16 protein-coding genes, 1 pseudogene and 1 riboswitch are annotated in these 22,004 nt (G+C 38.1%); of the genes and pseudogenes, 5 read left to right on the forward strand and 12 right to left on the reverse strand.

Annotated features, from left to right (window positions below):
* Positions 1 to 190 precede the first annotated feature (190 nt).
* The 9 genes and pseudogenes from ribH to speD all read right to left on the reverse strand — a co-directional run bounded on the left by ribH (position 191) and on the right by speD (position 13,324).
* Positions 191 to 658: a 6,7-dimethyl-8-ribityllumazine synthase gene (gene ribH, locus ACE199_RS11910; protein ID WP_127758993.1), complete on the reverse strand. Its 468-nt coding sequence runs from the start codon at positions 656 to 658 to the stop codon at positions 191 to 193.
* A gap of 37 nt (positions 659 to 695) precedes the next feature.
* Positions 696 to 1,319 (reverse strand): annotated as a pseudogene (gene ribB, locus ACE199_RS11915) (3,4-dihydroxy-2-butanone-4-phosphate synthase); the annotation flags it as partial.
* 12 nt (positions 1,320 to 1,331) lie between these two features.
* Positions 1,332 to 1,973, reverse strand: coding sequence for a riboflavin synthase (gene ribE, locus ACE199_RS11920; RefSeq protein ID WP_127758991.1), 642 nt, complete (start codon positions 1,971 to 1,973; stop codon positions 1,332 to 1,334).
* 153 nt (positions 1,974 to 2,126) lie between these two features.
* Positions 2,127 to 2,257, reverse strand: a riboswitch (FMN riboswitch).
* Between the two features lie 120 nt (positions 2,258 to 2,377).
* Positions 2,378 to 3,514 carry a DEAD/DEAH box helicase gene (locus tag ACE199_RS11925; RefSeq protein ID WP_375349990.1) on the reverse strand — a complete coding sequence of 379 codons (1,137 nt, stop codon included), beginning with the start codon at positions 3,512 to 3,514 and terminating at the stop codon, positions 2,378 to 2,380.
* A gap of 38 nt (positions 3,515 to 3,552) precedes the next feature.
* The gene (locus ACE199_RS11930; RefSeq protein WP_375349991.1) at positions 3,553 to 4,833 is read right to left on the reverse strand and encodes an ATP-binding protein; all 1,281 of its coding nucleotides are present in this window, start codon (positions 4,831 to 4,833) and stop codon (positions 3,553 to 3,555) included.
* A 168-nt stretch (positions 4,834 to 5,001) separates the two neighbouring features.
* The gene (gene putP / locus ACE199_RS11935) at positions 5,002 to 6,471 is read right to left on the reverse strand and encodes a sodium/proline symporter PutP (RefSeq protein WP_375349993.1); all 1,470 of its coding nucleotides are present in this window, start codon (positions 6,469 to 6,471) and stop codon (positions 5,002 to 5,004) included.
* Between the two features lie 162 nt (positions 6,472 to 6,633).
* Positions 6,634 to 7,965, reverse strand: coding sequence for an aminotransferase family protein (locus ACE199_RS11940; RefSeq protein WP_375349994.1), 1,332 nt, complete (start codon positions 7,963 to 7,965; stop codon positions 6,634 to 6,636).
* Positions 7,966 to 8,335: 370 nt separating this feature from the next.
* Complete coding sequence (locus ACE199_RS11945) at positions 8,336 to 11,821, reverse strand: S8 family peptidase (RefSeq protein WP_375349995.1); 3,486 nt, start codon at positions 11,819 to 11,821, stop codon at positions 8,336 to 8,338.
* A 195-nt stretch (positions 11,822 to 12,016) separates the two neighbouring features.
* Complete coding sequence (gene speD, locus ACE199_RS11950) at positions 12,017 to 13,324, reverse strand: adenosylmethionine decarboxylase (protein ID WP_375349996.1); 1,308 nt, start codon at positions 13,322 to 13,324, stop codon at positions 12,017 to 12,019.
* Positions 13,325 to 13,532: 208 nt separating this feature from the next.
* On the opposite strand from speD, the gene ACE199_RS11955 reads away from it, so the two are divergent.
* Positions 13,533 to 14,807, forward strand: coding sequence for an S-adenosylmethionine decarboxylase related protein (locus ACE199_RS11955; protein ID WP_375349997.1), 1,275 nt, complete (start codon positions 13,533 to 13,535; stop codon positions 14,805 to 14,807).
* A gap of 43 nt (positions 14,808 to 14,850) precedes the next feature.
* On the opposite strand, the gene ACE199_RS11960 is transcribed toward ACE199_RS11955, so the two are convergent.
* A complete protein-coding gene (locus ACE199_RS11960; RefSeq protein WP_375349998.1) occupies positions 14,851 to 15,285 on the reverse strand; it encodes a ferritin-like domain-containing protein in 435 nt (144 codons plus the stop codon).
* Positions 15,286 to 15,501: 216 nt separating this feature from the next.
* On the opposite strand from ACE199_RS11960, the gene ACE199_RS11965 reads away from it, so the two are divergent.
* From ACE199_RS11965 to ACE199_RS11980, 4 genes are all read left to right on the forward strand, one after another.
* The gene (locus ACE199_RS11965; RefSeq protein WP_375350000.1) at positions 15,502 to 16,050 is read left to right on the forward strand and encodes a 3D domain-containing protein; all 549 of its coding nucleotides are present in this window, start codon (positions 15,502 to 15,504) and stop codon (positions 16,048 to 16,050) included.
* Positions 16,051 to 16,283: 233 nt separating this feature from the next.
* Positions 16,284 to 17,195 (forward strand): ketopantoate reductase family protein, encoded by a 912-nt coding sequence (locus tag ACE199_RS11970; protein ID WP_375350001.1) that lies wholly within the window; start codon positions 16,284 to 16,286, stop codon positions 17,193 to 17,195.
* A gap of 143 nt (positions 17,196 to 17,338) precedes the next feature.
* Positions 17,339 to 18,628, forward strand: a complete 1,290-nt coding sequence (locus tag ACE199_RS11975) for a dicarboxylate/amino acid:cation symporter (RefSeq protein ID WP_286676607.1) — start codon at positions 17,339 to 17,341, stop codon at positions 18,626 to 18,628.
* Positions 18,629 to 18,779: 151 nt separating this feature from the next.
* Positions 18,780 to 20,198, forward strand: coding sequence for an NAD-dependent succinate-semialdehyde dehydrogenase (locus tag ACE199_RS11980; RefSeq protein ID WP_375350002.1), 1,419 nt, complete (start codon positions 18,780 to 18,782; stop codon positions 20,196 to 20,198).
* 39 nt (positions 20,199 to 20,237) lie between these two features.
* On the opposite strand, the gene ACE199_RS11985 is transcribed toward ACE199_RS11980, so the two are convergent.
* Both ACE199_RS11985 and ACE199_RS11990 read right to left on the reverse strand, forming a co-directional pair.
* Complete coding sequence (locus tag ACE199_RS11985; protein WP_375350003.1) at positions 20,238 to 21,179, reverse strand: NAD-dependent epimerase/dehydratase family protein; 942 nt, start codon at positions 21,177 to 21,179, stop codon at positions 20,238 to 20,240.
* 80 nt (positions 21,180 to 21,259) lie between these two features.
* Complete coding sequence (locus ACE199_RS11990; protein WP_375350004.1) at positions 21,260 to 21,844, reverse strand: TetR/AcrR family transcriptional regulator; 585 nt, start codon at positions 21,842 to 21,844, stop codon at positions 21,260 to 21,262.
* Positions 21,845 to 22,004 lie beyond the last annotated feature (160 nt).

Raw genomic sequence — 22,004 nt, forward strand, 5'->3', positions numbered from 1 at the left:
CCTCCTCAAAATCCATATATATTACTTTTCCCCGAAAGAAAGGAATTATTGCTTCATTACGTATGTATTTTAACATGTTATTAGATTGCTGTAATACTTTGAACGACGGTACTTTCATTAAATCAAACTAATCCATGCCAAATAAAAGAGGCTGTCCCCAGTTTATGGAACAGCCTCTCCTAACTCTATGTTATCCGATTAATTTACCCAAGTTAGCCATTTCAATAGCCGAAATAGCAGAATCATATCCTTTGTTTCCAGCTTTTGTACCAGCACGCTCAATTGCTTGTTCAATATTTTCTGTTGTAACTACGCCAAAAATAACAGGAACTCCTGTATCTAACGTCACTCTCGCCATTCCTTTTGCTGATTCATTACATACATAATCGTAATGAGTTGTTGCACCGCGGATTACTGTTCCAAGCCCAATGATGGCATCATATTTTCCTGTTTCAACAAGCTTCTTTGCGATTAAAGGAATTTCAAAAGCTCCCGGTACCCAAGCTACATCGATGTCTGCTTCTTCTACACCGTGACGCTTCAAGCCGTCAAGCGCTCCGTCCAATAACTTACTCACAATAAATTCATTAAATCTTCCAACTACTATACCAATTTTTAATCCTGTTCCAATTAACTGTGCTTCAAAATGTTGTCCCATTTTCGTTCCCCCTAATATAATTCAGTATGATTTAGTTCACTTCAGCTGTTACACGTGAAGCTTGTTGTTTACGATAACGAATTAAATCTGCAATCGTGATAAATTTTAATTGAAATTCTTCTGCAACTTTGACTAAGTCAGGCACTCGTGCCATCGTACCGTCCTCTTTCATAATTTCACAAATCACTCCAGCTGGAGCTGCTCCACATAATTTAGCTAAGTCGACCGCAGCCTCTGTATGGCCTGCTCTTTGCAGCACACCGCCCGCCTTTGCTACAATTGGAAAAGTATGACCAGGGCGTTTAAAATCCTCGGCTACAGCCTCATCATCTAGAAGAGCATTTACTGTAATCGAACGATCAAAAGCACTAATGCCAGTTGAATTACTTCTATGATCAACACTTACTGTAAAAGCCGTACCATGTGGATCGGTATTTACCTCAACCATCGGATGTAAATTTAACTTCTGTGCGCGTTCTTCAGTAATCGCTGTGCAAACAAGACCTCTTCCATATGTAGCCATGAAATTAATCGCTTCCGGGGTTGCTTTTTCCGCTAGAACAATAAAATCCCCTTCGTTTTCACGATTTTCATCATCCACCACAATAATTGGTTTTCCTGCTTTTAAATCTGCTAATGCCTCTTCAATCGTATTAAACACTCTACTCACCTCTTAGTAAAATCCATTTTCAGCTAAAAAACTTTTGGTTAATGATTGTTTTGGTTTATTTGTCTGTAGGTGCTGCACGATATATTTACCAATCATATCATTTTCGATATTAACAATATCCCCTACACCTTTCTGTCCGATAATCGTGTCTTGAAACGTTAACGGAATTAATGAAACTGTTAATAGGTTGCCCTGAATATCAAAAATAGTTAAGCTCGTTCCATCAATAGCTACAGAACCTCTTGGGATACAATATTGACTCAAGCCTTCTTGAAGCTCGATTGTGAAGTACACGGCATTTTCTTTCGGTTGTTTTTTAATAATCGTCCCTGTCCCATCAATATGTCCTGAAACAAAATGACCACCGAATCTGCCTTGTGCACTCATTGCTCTTTCTAAATTGATAGGAGAACCAGGTTTTAATAATTGGATAGACGATGCTTTTACCGTTTCTGGCATTACATCAACAGTAAATGTATTAGTTGTAAAAGAAGTAACGGTTAAACAAACACCATTTACTGCAATACTGTCTCCAAGATGAACATCTTCCACAATTTTCTCTGAAGAAATCGTTATCTCCATGCTCTGCTTGCCTTTCTTTAACGATTGAACAACACCGATGTCTTCAATAATTCCAGTAAACATGTCTTCACCTCTTTTGCCGAAAAATAAAAACCCCATAGAGATACCTACAGGGTTTGCGGGAGTATATGGTGAAAAAAATGTATACTTAAATAAACCTTTAACTTCGAGTTCTCAAAATTTAAAGGATACACTCATACATTTTAAAAAATTCCACACGTCCTTCTCCCATCCAGACTTTACTGTCGGCTTTGGAATCTCACCAAATCCTGCCTTAAAAAGGCTCGCGGGCTTAGAATTGCTTCATCACCGCCGGTTGGGATTTACACCCGACCCCGAAGGACAAACTATTTATAACTTACAGTTAGTTTATCACGATAAAGTTATATTGTAAATTACTTACTCTCAATCTCATAACTACTAAAAGCGGAAGAAGAATAAATTCGTCTTCCGCTTGTATGGTTCACTTATTTTGCATCTACAATCTGTCCAGCATAAAACTCTTTTTTTTGTAGAGAAAGCTCCAGTTCACGAGCAATCTTCTTTAATTCACGCTCTTCTCGTTCCGTAACAATTGACATCACTGTTCCATCTGCGCCCGCGCGGCCTGTTCGACCAGAGCGATGTACATACTGATCTATGCTATTTGCTAAATCAACATGAATGACCGTCGTTAATCCTTTAATATCTAAACCGCGGGCCGCTACATCTGTCGCTAAAAGCAGTGGATGTTTGCCTGATTTCAATTTACGTAAAGCTTTTTCACGATCTACTTTGTTAGATTCTCCATGAAGCAGCCCCACTTCAACCTCTTTATATTTTAGCTTTTCTCCAATAACATTGAGCTCTCCGATATCATTGATAAAGGCTAGCCCTTTCATACCCTCTAAGCGAGAAATTTTCTCTAAAATTTTGAACTTATCACGTTTTTCTACAACAAAGTACATGTGATCTACTTTCGATTGCATTTTCTCACTTTTATCGACTTTAATCGTAACAGGCTCATTCATAAAGGCACGGGCTGCTTGTTCTGTTTCTTGCGGTAATGTTGCTGAAAACATCATCACTTGGCGATCTTTTAACGTTGTCTTCACAATATTACGGATCGTTGTAAGATGCTCTGGAACAAGCAATTGATCTCCTTCGTCTAACACGATCGTTTTCACTTCATGCATTTTTAATTTCTTTTGAGTAATAAGTTCCTGTATACGTCCTGGTGTCCCAGCAATAACTTGCGGGCGTTTTTTTAGTTTTTCTAATTGACGCTTCACATTTGCGCCTCCAATAAATGCCGCACCATTAATGCTGCTGCCTTGTGACCAAATACGAACCTCTTCATTAATCTGCATCACAAGCTCACGAGAGGAAGCAAGAATAAGAGCTTGTGGGGATGATTGATCAGGGTCTATTTTTTCAAGCAACGGAAGTAAATAAGCAAGTGTCTTTCCTGTTCCCGTTGGTGATTCAGCGATAACATCTTTTCCTTCCATAATTTGCGGAATAGCTTTCATTTGAATGGGAGTTGCTTGGGCAAAGCCCGATTTATTCCAAGCTTGCTCGATAAATGGTTTCATCTTTTCAAGTAATGCAGGTGTATTGCTCATTTTCTTCTCCTTTTATCTAAAAAAATCAATTACCTAGTTTATAGTACCACTTGTTCCTTTGCTAGTGGAATCCGAATCGTCACTAACGTTCCCTTGTTTTTTTCACTTTCAAAGAAAATCTCTCCATGGTGCCTATGAATAATCTTTTGACATACAGCAAGCCCAATACCTGTACCTTTTTCTTTTGTTGAATAAAAAAGCTGACCAATCCGTTGTAATCGTTCAGGCTCCATCCCAACCCCATTATCCCGAACCGTTAAAACAGCTGTATCTTCTTCTATTCTTAACACAACGTCAATCTTCCCACGTTCTGTAATCGCTTCAATGCTATTTTTAATAATATTAATCAATACCTGCTTCATCTGTGATTCATCAGCCATAATAAGAACAGGCCGCGGAACTTCTTTATAGCACAACTCAACATTATCGAGATTTGTTTGTGCTGTCATCAGTGTAAATACTTGTCGAATACTTTCTCTTATATCAATTTTTTTATAAGTTACTTGTTGCGTTTTCCCTAAAATCAATAGCTCACTTGAAATGGTATTAATACGTTCGACCTCTTGCAAAATAATATCCAGATGCTCGTCATTCAACTCTCTCGTATATTGCATCAACTGAATAAAGCCTTTTAAAGAGGTAAGCGGATTACGGATTTCATGAGCAACCGCTGCAGCTAAATGACCTATTACGGATGTTCTTTCTGACATAATCAACAGCTCTTCTTCCCTGCGAAGACTCGTGACATCTCTAGCAATTGCATAAACGCCAATAACATCTCCTTGTATAATAATAGGGACAAAAGAACAGCGCGTAAATTTAATTTCTCCCTGTGCATCTCGAATCACTGTTTCAAAATTCAAAGCCTCTTTATTAATTGCTCTTCTATAACAATGAATGACTTTACTGAGGTCCTCACTATTGATGAGCATACTCGCTAAATGTTTATTTAATCCCTCTAAATCATATCCAAATAAAGCCTTTGCTTGTGGATTGATTGAAACAACTTTCCCTTCAAGATTCAACTCTAGAACAGCATCAATATTATACATGAACAAAGATTGGTATTGCTCATCTCTTACCTGTAGTTCCTTTTGCGAATTCAATAATTTCTTTGTCCAATACACTATCGTGCTATATAAAATAGCTCCAGTTATTATGATATATAACCAACCTTTTGAATTTTGAAAAGTAATAAATAATTGATAATTATTCTGAGCAAGCTTGATCGAAATATGATCGGTAACAATAAGCCATAAAATGCCTAAAATTATATATATAGCAGAAACTTTTAATGCAATTTTCCGTGAGTGATCCATACATCCCCCTGTATATATTAATAAACCTATTATCTCCTGTTCTCCAATCTATATATTCACTGACAGCCTGTGATATATACGCATATGAAAAGGCCCTCAACAATTTGAAGGCCTTTTCATAAAGAACACCAATAAAAAAGCGATTAAATAACAAATAGATATCACTTGTTATGTTAATTTGTCTACTGCTTGATCGAACTCTTCTTTCATTTCTTTCGAAGGTTCAACTGATAATAAGCTGAAGATAACCACCGCAATCATCCCAACAATAAAACCTGGAATAATTTCGTATACTTCGGCAAATCGATCAATTTGATCCCAGACAATAACCGTAACCGTACCTGCAATCATCCCCGCAAGCGCACCCCATTTTGTCATTCGCTTCCAATATAAGCTAAGTAAAATAACCGGACCAAACGCAGCACCGAATCCTGCCCATGCATATCCAACAAGATTTAAAATGGTATCGCTTGGATTGAATGCAAGCACTAAAGCAATAATAGCAATCGCTAATACGCCAAGTCGCCCAACAAGAACTAATTCTTTCTCTGATGCATTCGGACGAATAAATTGCTTATAGAAATCATCCGTTAAAGCACTTGCCGATACAAGAAGCTGAGATGCAACCGTACTCATCACCGCAGCTAAAATAGCCGCTAGTAGGAACCCCGTAATAAGCGCTGGAAACAACTCTTTAGAAAGAACAATAAAGACGGTTTCAGCATTTTTCTCGCCAAGTGGATTGCCATTTAAACTAAAATACGCAATCCCTACTAAACCAGTAAACATCGCCCCGACAGTAGAGAAGATCATCCAGCTCATACCAATTCGACGAGCCGTCTTCATTTCTTTAACCGAAGAAATTGCCATAAAACGAACAATAATATGCGGTTGCCCAAAATAGCCGAGTCCCCACGCTAATAAAGAAATAATACCAATAACAGAAGTTCCTTGAAAAACATGTAAAAGGTTCGGATCAATCGAACGAATCTCACCAAATGTTTCAGATGCGCCACCGATATTCACAATCGTCACAGTCGGTACTAAAATCAAAGCAATAAACATGATTGTTCCTTGAACAAAGTCTGTCCAACTTACAGCCAAGAAACCGCCAAATAATGTATAAAGAATAACAACACCCGCTGTTAACCAAATTCCCCATCGATAATCCATGTTAAATGCAACACGGAACAGCTCTCCCCCCGCTACCATTCCTGAAGAAGTATAGAAGGTAAAGAAAATTAAAATAACAAACGCTGACGTTACCTTTAGTATACGTGAATCATCACGAAAGCGGTTGCCCAAGAAATCTGGAATCGTGATTGAATTGTTTGCGACCTCCGTGTATGTTCGTAACCTTGGAGCTACATATACCCAGTTCAAATAAGCTCCCATACATAACCCTACTACAATCCACCCGGCACTAATTCCGCTCAGGTACATTGCACCAGGTAAGCCCATCAATAGCCAACCACTCATATCAGAAGCTCCGGCACTTAATGCCGTTACAGCTGGACCTAGGTTTCTTCCACCCAGCATATAATCTGTTAAGTTTGCCGTCTTTTTATAAGCATAAAAGCCAATTAAAAGCATGGCAGCCATATAAATCACAATTGATATTATTACTCCATAATCCAAAATAGCTCCTCCCTCAATCTGCCACAAACACTTTTGTACAATAAAGTCTTTTCCATTAGATAAGCTTATCAGAAATAAAATCAAATGTTAAGAAATTTCTTAACTCATCCATTTATTTCATTTTTCATAATAAGTGGCATCTGAGGGGGAATCGCTAGCTATCTAGTCTTTGCTCTGAAGGGCCTGCTCAACCGCAGCTACAGCCTTATCTAACCGCTCAATTAACTTCGCTATTTCTTGCTTTGTAATAATCAGTGGAGGTGCAAAGACAACAGTATCCTGGTCAAACGTTACAGCACGACAAATAAGCCCTTGTTTCATAGCTTCTGCAACAATAAGCGGGGCCACCGGTGTCTGAAACCTTTCTCCTGTTTGTCGATTCTTAACTATTTGAATAGCACCAATTAGTCCAAGTGCTCGCACATGCCCAATGATGTTTCGTTTGCTTTGAATTTGTTGAAAACCACTTAGTAAATCTAATCCCCGAAGCTTGGCATTTTCCACTAATTTTTCTGTTTCAATGATTTCAATATTTTTCAAAGCAACAGCACAAGCCATCGGATGGCCGCTATACGTATAACCGTGAAAAAGTGTCTCACGCGAAAGTGAAATCAACTCTTGATGCAATGTTTCTGAAAGCACAACGCCACCGAGCTGGGCATAGCCACTTGTTACCCCTTTGGCAAAGCACATCATATCTGGTATCACCTCATCATGCTCAACACCAAAAAATGTGCCTGTTCGACCAAATCCAGTAATTACTTCATCTGCAATCAATAAAATACCATACTGATCACAAATTCCCCTCACTTCTTGCATATATCCTGGAGGTGCAAAATTCACTCCCCCCGCTCCTTGAATCGGCTCAGTAATAAAAGCCGCAATCGTCTCCGCACCTTCCTGTTCAATCACATTACGTAAATCTTCAATCGAAGAGCCGTCTACATAATAAAAATCCGGGGCAAGCGAATTTGTAAAATCACGAAACGGCTTCAATCCAGTTGCACTGGTCGCCCCCATCGCTACACCATGATAAGATTTCGTTCTTGAAATGATTTTCTGACGATTTGGCTTTCCTTTTAATAACCAATAATGACGAGCCAGCTTAAAAGCTGTATCATTCGCTTCTGAACCTCCTGAGGTAAAAAAAACGGCATTTAACGCCCCCGGGGCAAGCGAGGCGATCTTCGTTGCTAATCGAATCGCTGGTTCATGACTAAAAGTAGAAAAACACGAACTAAATGCAAGCTTCTCCATTTGCTGCTTCGCGACTTCCGCTAACTCTTTTCTACCATGCCCTACATTTACATTCCAAAGTGAGCTCATCCCATCGATATAAGAATGCCCCTGTATATCTTTTAAATAAATCCTCTCTCCCTCTGTAAAAATTACACTTGGACCATTTGCTTGCTGCTGGACAATAGAAGACGTCGGATGAATAAAATGTTTTTTATCTAAATCAATTAATTCTTGTATATCGTTTTTTTCATTCAATAAGAAACACCCATCCCTTCTGTAATGTGCTCAAATAATATCTGTCACTTCTACCTGTAAATATATGTTCATAATTCTCGAACATGCGAACGTATACGTTTTCCTAGCCATGCGAAAAAGCTGATTCAAGCTAGTCTTTATATCATGACTAGCTGAATCAGCTTTTTTGGACTATCCACTATATTTATCAACAATTCGGTACTTTCATAGTTGTTTCTTTTATCCCACACTTAACGGGCAGTAAGACCCCCACCTCAAGCTTATGAGGACCAAAGAAGATAGGTAGGGGACAACTGCCCGTAAAGGTCCGATTGGTTCAACTAACCATCAGTGGGGGATGAAGGAACCCCCCACTGATGGAAGTTTCACTTTATTTCATATTCACTTTTAATGTATACGGCTTAATACTCGCTTGACCGTTAGCATCACTAATTCTAATTTGGTACTTTCCTTTTTTCAAACTAAGGTTCAGCACTTCCGTATCACCTTGGAGATATAGATCAGATTGTTTAATACGCTTGCCATTTTGGTAAAGACTAATTACACCATCTGTTTCTTTACCTGCAATTAACTGGATGCTTCCTGATGCATTCTTACTTAATTCAAAGTTATAATAGTCGGTATCTCCACCTGTGACTCCAGCATTAAAATAACCTTTAGACGAATAAGATAGCGTGCTTTGTTTCTTTATTTTAACCGGCTTTTTCAGCGTAAATCCATCTTTTTTAGTCATGGAAACTAAATTAAATGTGTAAGGTACAATAGAGGAAACAAGGTTTGTATCATTTATCCCTGCTATCTCAATAAGATAGCTTTTGCCTTTAACCATCTTAAATGAACCGCTTGAAAATCCTTGAGTTCCTTTTTGAATAACAGATACCACATGATCTTTATCTGGATCAAATGTACGGTTTTTATTTGTATCTTCAATAACCGCTGCTACTCCTTTATATTCATTGAGAAATGCCTTCTGATATTTTGCTTTCATGCTGGCTGTTGCTTTAGAAGGCTCCACCGAAATGGCTTTAATTCCTGTTTCTTTTGCTGTGTAATAAAAGACGTCCGTATCATTTGGCATCGCAAAGTTCCCTTTGAAGGATGTTCCAGGTAGCTTTTTCACATTTTTATAATCGCTTGGTTCATATTGATCTTCTACATTGGTATTCAATTTCTTAGATGATAGATGGTAAGGATCAAATGAAACAGCACTTGAAGCCAACAGCGTATCACTATACATTTTTACAATATATTGCTTCCCGCGTTGCAGTCCTGTATACATTTGTTTATTCGCTTTCACACTAAATCCTTCTAATGCCATGTTCGTCACAACAGGAGCAGTATAAAGAATCGGTTCTCCTTTTTCATCTTCCTCTTCTACAATTTCAAGAATTTCTGTTACAGGAATGGTTCCGCTTTTATTACTCAATTCAAATTGATATAGAGCGGATTCAGTTGGCTCAATCAAAAAGTAATCCTCATCCATATCGTTTTGAATATAACCTGAGGCTTGTTTTCCAAGTGCATACGGACGGGCATTTTCAAGAATCGTCTGAATCATATCCGTTTGTTCATCAATAATGGATTCACTTGTTTCTTCCTCCACATCCACTAAATCTAATTCAGGTAATAAAGCGTTGCCGCTCCCCCCCATAAGCATATCTTGACTTAAGTAATCTTCATCTTCAATCGTCTCTTTACCTACTACTTCTAATTGATAAGGTAATAAAGAAGATTGTTTTTCTTGTACTTCAAGCGCAGTATCCAATCCTAGTAACATATTTAACAGCATTTCTATTAGATTAGAACTAACCGCATCTCCAGCTACTTTAATGACATATTCCTGATCAGGCTCTGCCACAAATGTTAATGTTTCTCCTTGGCTTGTCCCGTTACTATTTGCGTAGAATTCTCCCTTAATAGCTTCTTCCCCTTCTAGTAACTCTTTTAATAAAGCTTGTTTGTCTTCCTCACTCATCTTCTCTTCTTCCATGCTTTCTTCAGGAAAGAAATTGGTCATATTATAAACGCCAATGTCAGTGTTTAAACCAGGAATAGCAGAAAGATTGATTTGAACGAGCTGTTGTTTATCTACTTTTAGCTTGAAATAATCATAATCACCTTGTTCTCCTGCTAAAGTAAAAGGTTGAGGTAACTTATAAGGCAGATGATCAACCTGTATCATATTTTCAATCGTTGTTTCGTCTTCGGGCAACTTAGAAGCTTTCTTGACGGTTAACTTATAAGTAGACCTCTTGCGTCCGCTGTCATCAAAACTTGCATTGACATCTTTTACACCAATAACTACGGTCGCATCAAAAGGGGCTTGTATTAATTTCGCTTCTGAACGTCCATCTTGTGTTTGATTGACTTCAAACGATTCTATCTTATTTTGTTTGCCATAGAAATGGCCAATAATCTTATAATCATATTGCTTAGAGCCCTCTAATAGCGTTTGAATAGACTCTCCTTTTTTAACCTCAAATTTAACCCACTTTTGCTCAAAAGGTTTTGTAATAGCACCTTCTCTAACTACCTGTTTAGTCGTATCAACCGCTTCTGCCTTAGCCAGAATTTCTGTCTTCGTCCATTCTTTCTTTACATATGTAGGTAATTTCTTTATATCAAAAGATAATGCTCGAACAGGATTCACTAACCCGTTAGCATATGTCGTATCAAAGCCTGAAGCTCCAAGATTATCCGTTGTTTTCTCTAAAACATATTCCACTTGAGCCGGTGTCAGCTTTGGATATTTCGTCAATAAAAGCCCTGCGACTCCTGCCACTACAGGTGATGCCATTGATGTGCCGCTCGCACTCATAAAAGTGGATTTCTTGCCCTTGTCATACAGCGTACTATAAACGTTTTCACCCGGCGCTACAACATCTACAGATGGACCATGATTTGAATACGAAGATAATTGCTTGTCCTCATTAATACTTCCTACACTAATAACCCCTTCATATGCGGCAGGATAACTAAGTGCATCTGTGCTTTCATTTCCAGCTGCCGCTACAATAATGACACCTTTCTTAATAGCTGTTTGAACCGCTTCTTCCATTAATGGTGTCGTCCCGGGTCCTCCTAAACTCATATTAATGACTTTAGCTCCCTTTTCTACAGCATAAAGAATACCTTCTGCTATACTTGCATCCGTTGCTCCTTCTTGCCCATCAAACACATCTACAGGCAGAATCTTCACATTTGGACTAATCCCATATCCACCAATACCATTATTTTTTGCAGCCGCTATAATTCCTGAAACATGCGTGCCATGTTCCATCGGAATTGGTTGATTAGCCGGATTGGCTGCATTGTAACCTGGTAATAAAGCATTTTTTAAATCAGGATGCTTTGAGTCCGTTCCTGTATCCACAACAGCGACGGTAATTTTATTTTTACCGGCTAATTTTTGGGCTTTTTCTATTTGCAACATCGTGTGTTGATATTGTCGACTCGCTTTTGGATCAACAGAAGCAGTACTTTTATACAAAAAGCTAGGACTCACACTTTCTACTTTTCCAAGCTTTTGATATTTTCGCATCACTTCTGCCAAATTCGCTTTGTTTTTCACTTTGATTTCGGCATAGTTTAGATGAGAAAATTGACGAACAACAGTCCCGCCTAACGCGCGATGCTCTGCTGCTGAAATCGGCTTACTATACTTAATCGTAAACGTCTCGTTGCTCATAGGTATTTTCTGTTCTAGCTGTTTCTTTTGGCTTGTCCCCTTCTCTGATAACAATGAGGATATAGCACTCGTAGATTGTTCATTATACGCATTGGCAGGCATAGCTGTAGATACTAGAAGCAATGAACTTAATCCACTAGCAGCCAAAACTTTTTTTATCCTTTTCACCTTTAAAACCTCCCGCTAACATCTAAGTTTATAAATCTATTATACTATACAACTCGATACTTTCAGGAAATTGAACAAAACTTTACCATTTGATAAAAAATTTGGATTATTAGCTATTTCTGTTTTCCAAACAAAACAAGCTCTCTACTCAATAGGCAGAGAGCTTATTTTCATTACATTTGTATAAAGCTATCCCTATTTCTGTATTTCTTCTTCATACACTTTATGCAACCTTAAGTTACTTACCTCATTAACAATTGCATGCTGTCTCTCAGATAAAATAGTTGGAGAAAGATTGAATAAATGAGTCATATCCTTTGGAAGAGCCTCATGCGGCACAGATATCTCCGGACTTTCTTCTGAAAGTTCTTTCTTTGTCGCCAAATGAAACCCCCATACACCAAATGAAGGAACAAGGATTTTATATCCACGTGTATAGAAACCAGCTGCTTCAATCGTTTTGCCAATACTCCAAAATAAGCGCGGTGCTTCTTCAGGTGAGTTCGATTGACACACTAATACACCGTCTTCTGCTAAAAGAAGCGCTACCTTAGAAAATAACTCCTTTGTATATAAAGAACTAATAATCGAATCACTAGGATCGGGGAAATCAATAATGATGACATCATACGGCTCTAGCTGTCCTGAGATATAGCCTTTAGCATCCTCGATATGAACGGTTACTTTCTCATCTAAAAAAGAACGCTCATTTTGAACTAACAATGCTGGATGCGTTTTAGCAAGCTGAACCATTTTGGGATCGATATCAACAAGATCTACATGCTCAACGTTTGGATATTTAAGAATTTCACGTACAGCTAGTCCATCTCCTCCACCTAAAACAAGAACCCGTTTTGGAGAGGCTGCTAACTCCATAGCCGGGAATACTAGCGCTTCATGATAATATCTTTCATCTAAAGAAGAAAACTGTAACTCCTGATTTAAATATAGTCGAATATCCGTCGTTTCAATGAGAAGAAGGTCTTGAAATGGGCTCGATCCATGATAAAGGATATTATGATTGCCTTTCAGCGTTGCCTTTAAGTAAGCCCGATCCCACCCATTTCCTATATCGTTCTTTACACGGATATCACTTTTTTCTTTCACTAAAGTATCCGAAAGAATATCCAGCTCCTTCATACTAGAAGGTCTATGAACGATGTCATGCCCACGTACAATTTCATGAACAGAAGCACGTTTCGCTTCCAATTTCAATAAAAGCTCTCTTAATACCGGCCACAGTTTTTGATCTCCACACGTATATAAATCCAAAGCAGCATACCCGTGTTCCGGCCAAGTATGAATAGAAAGATGAGACGTTGAAAGCACAATGACACCTGTTACTCCTTGAGGTGAGAAGGAATGAAAATAGGTAGATAAAATCTCCATCCCCAAATCTTCAACCGCTTTTATAAGAAATTCCTTTAATACATCTTCCTGATTCAAAATATCCGCCTGGCACTGGAACGCATCAATAACAAAATGTTGTCCTTTTGTGTCCACTGAATCACTTCCTTCTTTACTTTCCATACTGTATGCTTATACCGGTTGGCCAGCTTGTACTATCCCCTATTTTTATTAAATAATATTTTTAAGCATATTCATCCATACCCTTTTGATTATTCATACATATTCATATAAAGGCTATGTTTATAAATCTATTGACTATAACAAAGCCTACGAAAAAAAACAAAGATTGGATGAATGTTAAATGAATAACACCTCTACAGTTATCACTCTTCTAGGAAGTTCAGGCGGGGTTGCCAAATCTATACTTTCTATCTTAAATAAATCAGCGGTCGACAAAAAAGATCCGCTACATCCCTTGATTCAGAACTCTACTCTTCATTTAATAGATAATAAGCAAAAAGATATCAGCTACTACCACAATCTATTCCCTAACCTCTCTACTAAATGTGTCATTCATCAATTTGATTTACAAGATACAGATCACTTCACCCAACATCTCTCACGCACCCAAACCTCCATTGTTATTGATGTATCATGGGCAGATACAGTCGCGATGCTTGCTTGCTGTAATCAACTTGGAGTTAAGTATGTCAATTCCGCTTTAGAATGCGCTATGGTTGATGAAAATGAAGAATTATATGAAGGATTTCCTTTGATTGAGAGAATTCGATATTTTGAAGCATATAAGAATCAATTCCTAAATACGACCGCGATTATTGGTTCAGGCATGAATCCAGGTGTTGTACAATGGATGGCCATCGAATTGTTAACTAAAAGCTCAGAGCCCCCGCTCGGCTGCTATATTGTTGAGCACGACACTTCCTTCTATAAGAATCCTCAATACGCTAAACCAGGTGTAATCTATACAACTTGGGCACCTGAATGCTTCCTAGATGAAGCGATTCTCAGTTACCCGATGTTCATGCAGCATCATACTCCCCTCTTTTTATATGAACAAGTATACAATCTTGAATTTCAGGTTACTTTAGGGGACAAGCAGTTTGATGGATGCTTAATGCCCCATGAAGAAGTATATACGTTAGGTCAGCTGTATAATATGGAAAGTGGTTTTTTGTATAAAGTCAATGATCATACGACAGAACTCATTCGCTCTAAGCTTGATCATGTTCAGCAATTATGGGACCATGAAATGAAAGTTCTCGATCCCCTTGAGGCGCCGCTCGAAGGAGAAGATTTAGTGGGTGTCCTGCTCGTCTATCCCGATAGAGAACGCTATATGTATAATGTTACGGATAATCATTCTATTTATAGTAAATACAAAACAAACGCTACTTATTTTCAAGTAGCTTGTGGCATCTATTCTGCCTTAACCGTTCTCTTATTAGATTCCATCCCAAAAGGGGTTTATTATGTAGATGAGCTGCTATTAAAAACCAACAATCAATATGGACAATATTTACAATATTACATGCCAACATTTATTACAGGAGAAAATAATCAAACGGACGGTTTGCTATTACAAAGAATGAAAAAAATAAATAAACCGCAGCCATAATATAAGACAAGCTCTCTGGCCTTTTTGCAGAGAGCTTTTTTCTCTATTGATGTCCCATTAAAAAATATAAAAACCAAACAGCGTGATTTTGTTCATCTGCTGCCGCTCCTTTAAAAGCCGATTGAACCGTCGAATCACTTGTACCACTAGCGATATTACGATAAAAATCAACCGTTTCTTGCTCATCTATAAAAGCTGCTTTAATTGCATCAACATACGAATGCGGGCACGAAGGTTGTTTTTCAATTTGAGGTTGAGTGCCTGTTAGTTGTTGATATATCTGTGAAAACGTCTCAAAATGCCGAATCTCATCTTGCCGAATTTCTGTTACTACTTCCCTTACTTTCTGTGATGGAGCCATCTGAATAATCTCTTCATAGCAATGTATAGCCGCGTACTCCCCATTAATTGCTTTTAAAATCTGATTAGACAAAACAGACCGCTGGCCCCAATTGTTAATGGCGTAATAATGCATCATAGTCTCCCTTTTCTTTACTTTTTCATACGATATGCACTTCCCAAAAATATGTGATTACCCACTAAAAGTAAAATTTGTTATATATATCATTGTTTCATTTATTACAAAATGACGTTATTCGACATCTTTTTGTAATAAAAATAGTATTCCAGTGAAACACCGCTGTTACATTAAGCTGTTATTCTAAGACTACGATTTAAAACAAAGGAGATTATTATGAAAAAAACACTAATTACGATGATAACAGCTTGTTTTCTAGTATTTGGGTTTTCCGGAGTTTCATCGGCCGCTAGTACATACACTGTAAAAAAAGGCGACACATTATGGAATATCGCAAATAAACATAACGTAACCGTGGGACAGCTTAAGAGCTGGAATGGTCTAAAAAATAATACAATTAAACCAAAACAAGTTTTAAAAGTTACAAAAACAACAAAAAAAGCGACAGTTAAAAAAGCATCTACATCAAAAAGCTACAAAACATATACTGTGAAAGCAACAGCTTACACAGCTAACTGTAAAAATTGCAGCGGTATTACTGCAACAGGATTGAACTTAAAGAAAAATCCAAACGTGAAAGCAATTTCCGTTGATCCAAAGTTGATTCCACTTGGATCAAAAGTATATGTGGAAGGCTATGGAACAGCAATTGCAGCTGACACAGGCGGAGCTATCAAAGGAAAGAAGATTGATGTTTTCATATCTTCCAAATCTAAAGCTCTTAATTGGGGCGTAAAAACTGTTAAAATCAAAGTATATCAATAATTATACAGAACCGAATTGTGAACAATGTCGTTCCGATTCGGTTTTTTGTTGCATTAAAGAGCAATATTCGACTAGTACAGCCTCCCTTCTCTATTATCCACTTCTCCTCATCCCGAATTAGAAATCTTACAGTCTGTTAATCCTCTATAAAATCTAAATATAAGGAAAATTATGTTATCTCTTTCTGAATATGTGATATGATTTACATAATACTAATAGGAGAGGTGTTTATTTTGAAGATTGTTATTGTAGGAGCAGGAGCAGTTGGAGCCTATTTTGGAGCTCGTCTTGAAGAAGCTGGCCAGCACGTTACATTTCTCGTTCGTAAAAATCGCGCTCGCCAATTAGAAGAAGAAGGTTTACATATTACAAGCCCACATGGGAATTATCTATTTAATCAGCTAAATCTTATTGAAGATGTTAATCAAATTGAACATGCCGATTTAGTTATTCTCTCTGTAAAAGGCTATCATCTAGAAGGCACCCTGCCCGCTTTACGAACACTTGTCGAACGTGGAGCTAAAATCCTGCCGCTTTTAAATGGATTAGAGCATATTCCTATTCTTCAAGAGCAATTTGGAGAAGAAGCTGTACTTGGAGGCTTCGCTTATATTATCACAACCTTAAACGAAAAAGGTCATGTGATTCATTCCAGCCAAAATCATGACTTAATATTTGGCCCTTTACACCCTTCACAAACAGGCTTTTGCGAAGAGCTCGAACAAGTGATGAGCACAGCTGTAATCGATGCTCGTCAGTCTAAACAAATCCTGATGAGAATGTGGAATAAATATATGTTCATTACAGCTTTCTCAGGCGTAACAACCGCCGCAAATCTACCAATCGGTACAATCCGGCAATCTCCTTCCACTTTCAACTTATTGCATAAAGTGCTGATTGAGATGAAAAACCTAGCTAATGCGTATCACGTTTCAATTAGTGAAGAGCAACTAAATCAAGCTGTCACTAATTTACAAACGTTACCACACGAATCTACTTCTTCCATGCACCAAGATCGTCGAAAAGGTTTAACATTAGAAGTCGAACATTTACAAGGCGGTGCCTTACGATTAGCCAATAAAGCTGGGATTCAATTGCCTGTTATTGAAACTCTTTATGGACTTATTAAACCTTTTGAACATTAGAATTCAAGCTATCCTTATATATAGGGATAGCTTTTTTCGTACGCTAAAATAACCATTTACATCCAGAACAAAAAGACCAAAAAGAACAATATCACCAAAAAAAATATCATTCTCCTTCACCTGTTACAATGTAGACAGTTGTAATGAACCTATTATATAACAAAGGAGAATGCATCTTGAAAATTCTAAAAAATTTAACAGTTCAAGTTGTACTTGGTATCGTTCTCGGTATTGCAGTCGGATACTTCTTCCCGGCTTTTGGTGCTGAGTTAAAAGTATTAGCTGACTGGTTTATTAAATTAATTAAAATGGTAATCGCTCCAATCATCTTCTTTACCGTTGTAATTGGAATTGGCGGCATGGGTGATATGAAGAAGATTGGTCGAATCGGCGGGAAAGCTTTATTGTATTTTGAAATCGTTTCCACGATTGCTCTTGCTATTGGAATTATCGTTGTAAACGTGTGGGGCCCTGGTAAAGGATTTAATATGAGCGCTGTAGAAGACGCCGGTGCTGATGTTTCTCAATACACAACAGCGGCTGCAGAATCAGAGCATGGCGCTATCGCCTTTATTTCAAGCATTATTCCAGATAACGCAGTTGCAGCAATGGCTGGCGGTCAATTGCTACCAATATTATTGTTTGCGATTCTATTTGGTCTTTCACTTGCAGCTATGGGTGAAAAAGGAAAACCAGTTGTCACACTATTCCAACAATTGGCGGATGTTTTCTTCGGAATTGTAGGTATGGTAATGAAAATTTCACCACTTGCAGCATTTGGTGCAATGGCATACACAATCGGGAAATTCGGTCTTGGTTCACTTAGTTCGTTAGCTCAATTAATGGGTGCTGTTTATCTAACAATGTTCCTATTTATCGTCTTTGTTCTAGGTAGTATTGCAAAAGCATATGGCTTTAACATTTTCAAATTTATCGCTTACATCAAACACGAAATTATGCTTGTAGTCGGAACATCTTCATCTGAGTCGGCTCTTCCTAGTATGATGAACAAGCTTGAAAAATACGGTTGTTCAAAACCAGTTGTTGGGTTAGTTGTACCAACTGGGTACTCTTTCAATCTTGATGGTACATCCATCTACTTATCAATGGCTGCTATCTTTATTGCACAAGCCTACGGAGTTGATTTAACAATCTGGCAAGAAATCACTCTACTTGGGATTTTAATGCTAACATCTAAAGGTGCAGCTGGTGTAACTGGTTCCGGTTTCATCACACTTGCCGCTACATTAGCAGCATTCCCAATGATTCCTGTTGAAGGTATGGCTCTTCTATTGGGCGTGGACCGTTTCATGTCAGAAGCACGTGCGGTTACAAACTTAATTGGTAACGGTGTTGCAACAGTTGTTATCTCTAAATCAGAAAAAGAATTTGATCCTAATAAAGCAAACGTAGAGGCAGACACTGCTGCCTAAATATCTTCTCAAAACAGCTGTCCTTTTTAAAGGGCAGCTGTTTATTTGTTCTGATAAGCCTTCTTTATTTAATAGATTCTTCATTATATATATAATAGATAATAACTAGCATGTTTTACTATACATAATCATATATAGGGAGGTTTTTCATATGAAGCAATACGATTTATACATCAATGGAGAATGGTCTGATTTTGGACTCGAACGCATGGATGTAACGAACCCAGCGACGAACGAAGTCATTGCTACTATACCTATCGGCGGGGCCAATGAAGCTAAAAAAGCTACCGATGCGGCTTATGAAGCACTTAAAAGCTGGTCTGCTCTCTCAGTCTATGAACGTGCTGATTTGATTTGGAAATGGTATCACTTAATTGATGCTAATAAAGAAGAAATTGCAAAGATTATGACAGAAGAACAAGGGAAACCATTAAAAGAAGCTATCGGTGAAATGACCTATGCAAATGGCTTTCTTTCTTGGTTTGCAGAAGAAGGAAAACGCGTATATGGAGAAATGATTCCAGCAACACAATCGAATAAACGTCTATTCGTCTCCAAGCAGCCTGTAGGTGTAGTTGCTGTCATCACGCCATGGAATTTCCCAGCAGCTATGATTACACGTAAAGTAGCACCAGCACTCGTCGTTGGCTGTACAGTTGTCATCAAACCAGCAAACCTAACGCCCATTACAGCTCTAAAAATTGTCGAACTTGCAGAGCAAGCTGGGATTCCAAAAGGAGTCATCAACCTTGTCACCGGCAAGTCATCCGAAATTGGCGATACATGGCTTCAAGACCCTCGCGTTCGCAAATTGACGTTTACCGGCTCTACTGAAGTAGGAAAAACATTAATGAAGGGCTCTGCCGAAACTGTTAAAAAAATTTCTTTGGAACTGGGTGGACACGCCCCTTCTATCGTCTTAGAAGATGCAGATTTAGAAAAGGCTGTGAATGGTGTAATTAGCTCTAAATTCCGAAACGCTGGTCAAACATGCGTCTGCTCGAACCGAATATACGTACATGAATCGATTTACAATCAGTTCATCGAAACATTTGTTGCTAAAGTAAAAGAGTTAAAAGTAGGAAACGGTCTTGAACAAGGGGTCGATATTGGTCCACTCATCGACCAGCACGCAGTTGATAAAGTATTAGCTCATATTGAAGATGCTGTTCGTCGTGGCGCTAAGCTTGAAACAGGCGGAAAAGTAGTGAATGGTCTATTTTTAGAACCGACTGTTCTTTCAAATATCGATGACAGCATGCTCTGTATGACAGAAGAAACATTTGGTCCGCTTGCACCGATTACTTCCTTTAAAACGGAAGAAGAAGTCATTGAACGAGCGAACAGCTCCATCTATGGGTTAGCGGCCTACGTATTTACTGAAAATATTAGCCGCGGCATCCGTGTTGTTGAAGCGCTGGAATTCGGTATTGTCGGTTTAAATGATGGTCTACCGTCCACTCCTCAAGCTCCATTTGGCGGGTTTAAACAAAGTGGACTAGGTCGCGAAGGCGGACACCAAGGCATTGAAGAGTTTTTAGAAACAAAATATATTTCACTCGGATTATAAATACAAGAACATTCAGCTTATATCCGAAGTAACAGCCTATCAACTAGTTAGGCTGTTATTTTTTATGCTTAATAACGTTTGTTTAATTCCTTCTTCATATGGCGTTTTTGGTACTGGACCAATTGCTCGTTCATATTTATCACCATTTAACACAACAGGCTCTTCGTTTAAGTAATACATTTCTACATACTCTCTCATAAAAGAATCAAATCCCCCTATGAAGCGAATCATATTTTTACTGACAGTAGAGACCTTTTTGTTATACCCTGTAACCTGCTTAGCAATCCTAATAATATCTGTTCCTGTAATTGTCCCTGCCCCCGGGATATTCCAATTCTCCCCATCAAAGCGATTTTGAAACGCTAATTCAACAATTGCTTTTGCTCCATCTGGTGTATAAATAAATTCTCTAGCTAACATTTGATTGCCTATATACCTCGCTTTTTTATTCTGAATCATTGCTTGAAATGTATAATTGAGCAATGTACTTCCAGCGTTCGGTCCATAAAAATCTGGAAGATGCGTAATCAAAAGTGGTACACGTGACTGCTTCGCCATCTGCTCTAACTGTAAACGAATATTCCCTTTTTTCGTATGTGGTTTTTTCTTTACTTCCTCTGTAACAGGAACGCCATAACTTCTTCCATATGCATAAATATTATCTATCATCACAAGCTTCGTTCCTGTTTTCTTTACTGCCTCTAAAATATTGGTCAGTAATAGCGGCTGTTTTTCCTGCCATTCTGGATAAGGGATATTAATAGCATGGAATACAACATCTACACCTTTTGCAGCCTTCTCTACATCATCTTGTTGAAATACATCACCGATTGTTACCTTCACTGGCTGATTTCCAAATAACTTATTTAACTGATCCCCACTTCGAGCAAAAGCAGTTACTTCAACTCCTCTATTCACCAATTCATAAACAAGTGCACTTCCTATACTTCCCGTCGCGCCCAATACAAGTGCTTTTTTCAAGTGATTCACTCCCTTTTATTAATTAACCATCGGTCAATTAATTGCTGAAAAAATTCGCCCTTAGGCGATTTTTTCAGCAATTATCTCTCTTCTTCTATCCCAAGACCTTTTAGCATAAATCTGACATGAGTCTTTGCTAACCCTTCCACTTCCCCATACGTTTGCTCATTACGACAATGAACACTGACAAAGCCATGAACCGCTAAAAAAACAGACCAAATTGCTTGAGTAGTTACTCGCGAATCACATAATGTTGACAAAGCTTGTGCAAATTGCTCATAGCTTTCCGCTGGAGCCAGTTGTAAGTGCTGCTGGATATCGCGGTTTCTTGTTAAAAACATCAGTTCATAATGATTTGGATAATCTAAACCAAATTGAATAAATCGCAATAAGATTTTCTTCACTTTCTCCGTGTTCTTCAACTGTTCATTCATAATTTCCATTAATACATTATCTAATAAAGAGAAATCCTTAGCGACAATTGCATAAAATAGTTCCGCTTTATTTTGAAAATGATAATAAAGCGCACCATGGGAATATCCTAGTGCTTGCGCGATTTTTCTCATAGATACGTGCTGATAGCCAGCCTGTGCAAATAAAGTTCTTGCAGTATCAATAATCATATCTCTTGTTAATTCTTGTTCAACGGATTTTCTAGGTGACATTCTTTACTCCTTTTATTGACCATTGGTTAATAATTATTATATGCATTCATTCCATATTTGTAAATAAGAGGAATGATCAAACCAAGCCCATTTTTTTATAAATTAAGAGGCACTATAAAAGCGCGTACCGGAATGACCATCCGACACGCGCTTTATGTTG

The sequence above is a fragment of the Peribacillus sp. Hz7 genome (assembly GCF_042136355.1).
GTDB classification, from domain to species: domain Bacteria; phylum Bacillota; class Bacilli; order Bacillales; family DSM-1321; genus Peribacillus; species Peribacillus asahii_A.

Bases quoted from the DNA above. Each gene is read 5' to 3' on its own strand.
- ribH (WP_127758993.1), bottom strand. From the start codon at position 658: ATGGGACAACATTTTGAAGCACAGTTAATTGGAACAGGATTAAAAATT.
- ribE (WP_127758991.1), bottom strand. From the start codon at position 1,973: ATGTTTACTGGAATTATTGAAGACATCGGTGTTGTTCAATCGTTAAAG.
- ACE199_RS11925 (WP_375349990.1), bottom strand. From the start codon at position 3,514: ATGAGCAATACACCTGCATTACTTGAAAAGATGAAACCATTTATCGAG.
- ACE199_RS11930 (WP_375349991.1), bottom strand. From the start codon at position 4,833: ATGGATCACTCACGGAAAATTGCATTAAAAGTTTCTGCTATATATATA.
- ACE199_RS11955 (WP_375349997.1), top strand. From the start codon at position 13,533: ATGAATAACACCTCTACAGTTATCACTCTTCTAGGAAGTTCAGGCGGG.
- ACE199_RS11960 (WP_375349998.1), bottom strand. From the start codon at position 15,285: ATGATGCATTATTACGCCATTAACAATTGGGGCCAGCGGTCTGTTTTG.
- ACE199_RS11965 (WP_375350000.1), top strand. From the start codon at position 15,502: ATGAAAAAAACACTAATTACGATGATAACAGCTTGTTTTCTAGTATTT.
- ACE199_RS11975 (WP_286676607.1), top strand. From the start codon at position 17,339: ATGAACCTATTATATAACAAAGGAGAATGCATCTTGAAAATTCTAAAA.
- ACE199_RS11980 (WP_375350002.1), top strand. From the start codon at position 18,780: ATGAAGCAATACGATTTATACATCAATGGAGAATGGTCTGATTTTGGA.
- ACE199_RS11990 (WP_375350004.1), bottom strand. From the start codon at position 21,844: ATGTCACCTAGAAAATCCGTTGAACAAGAATTAACAAGAGATATGATT.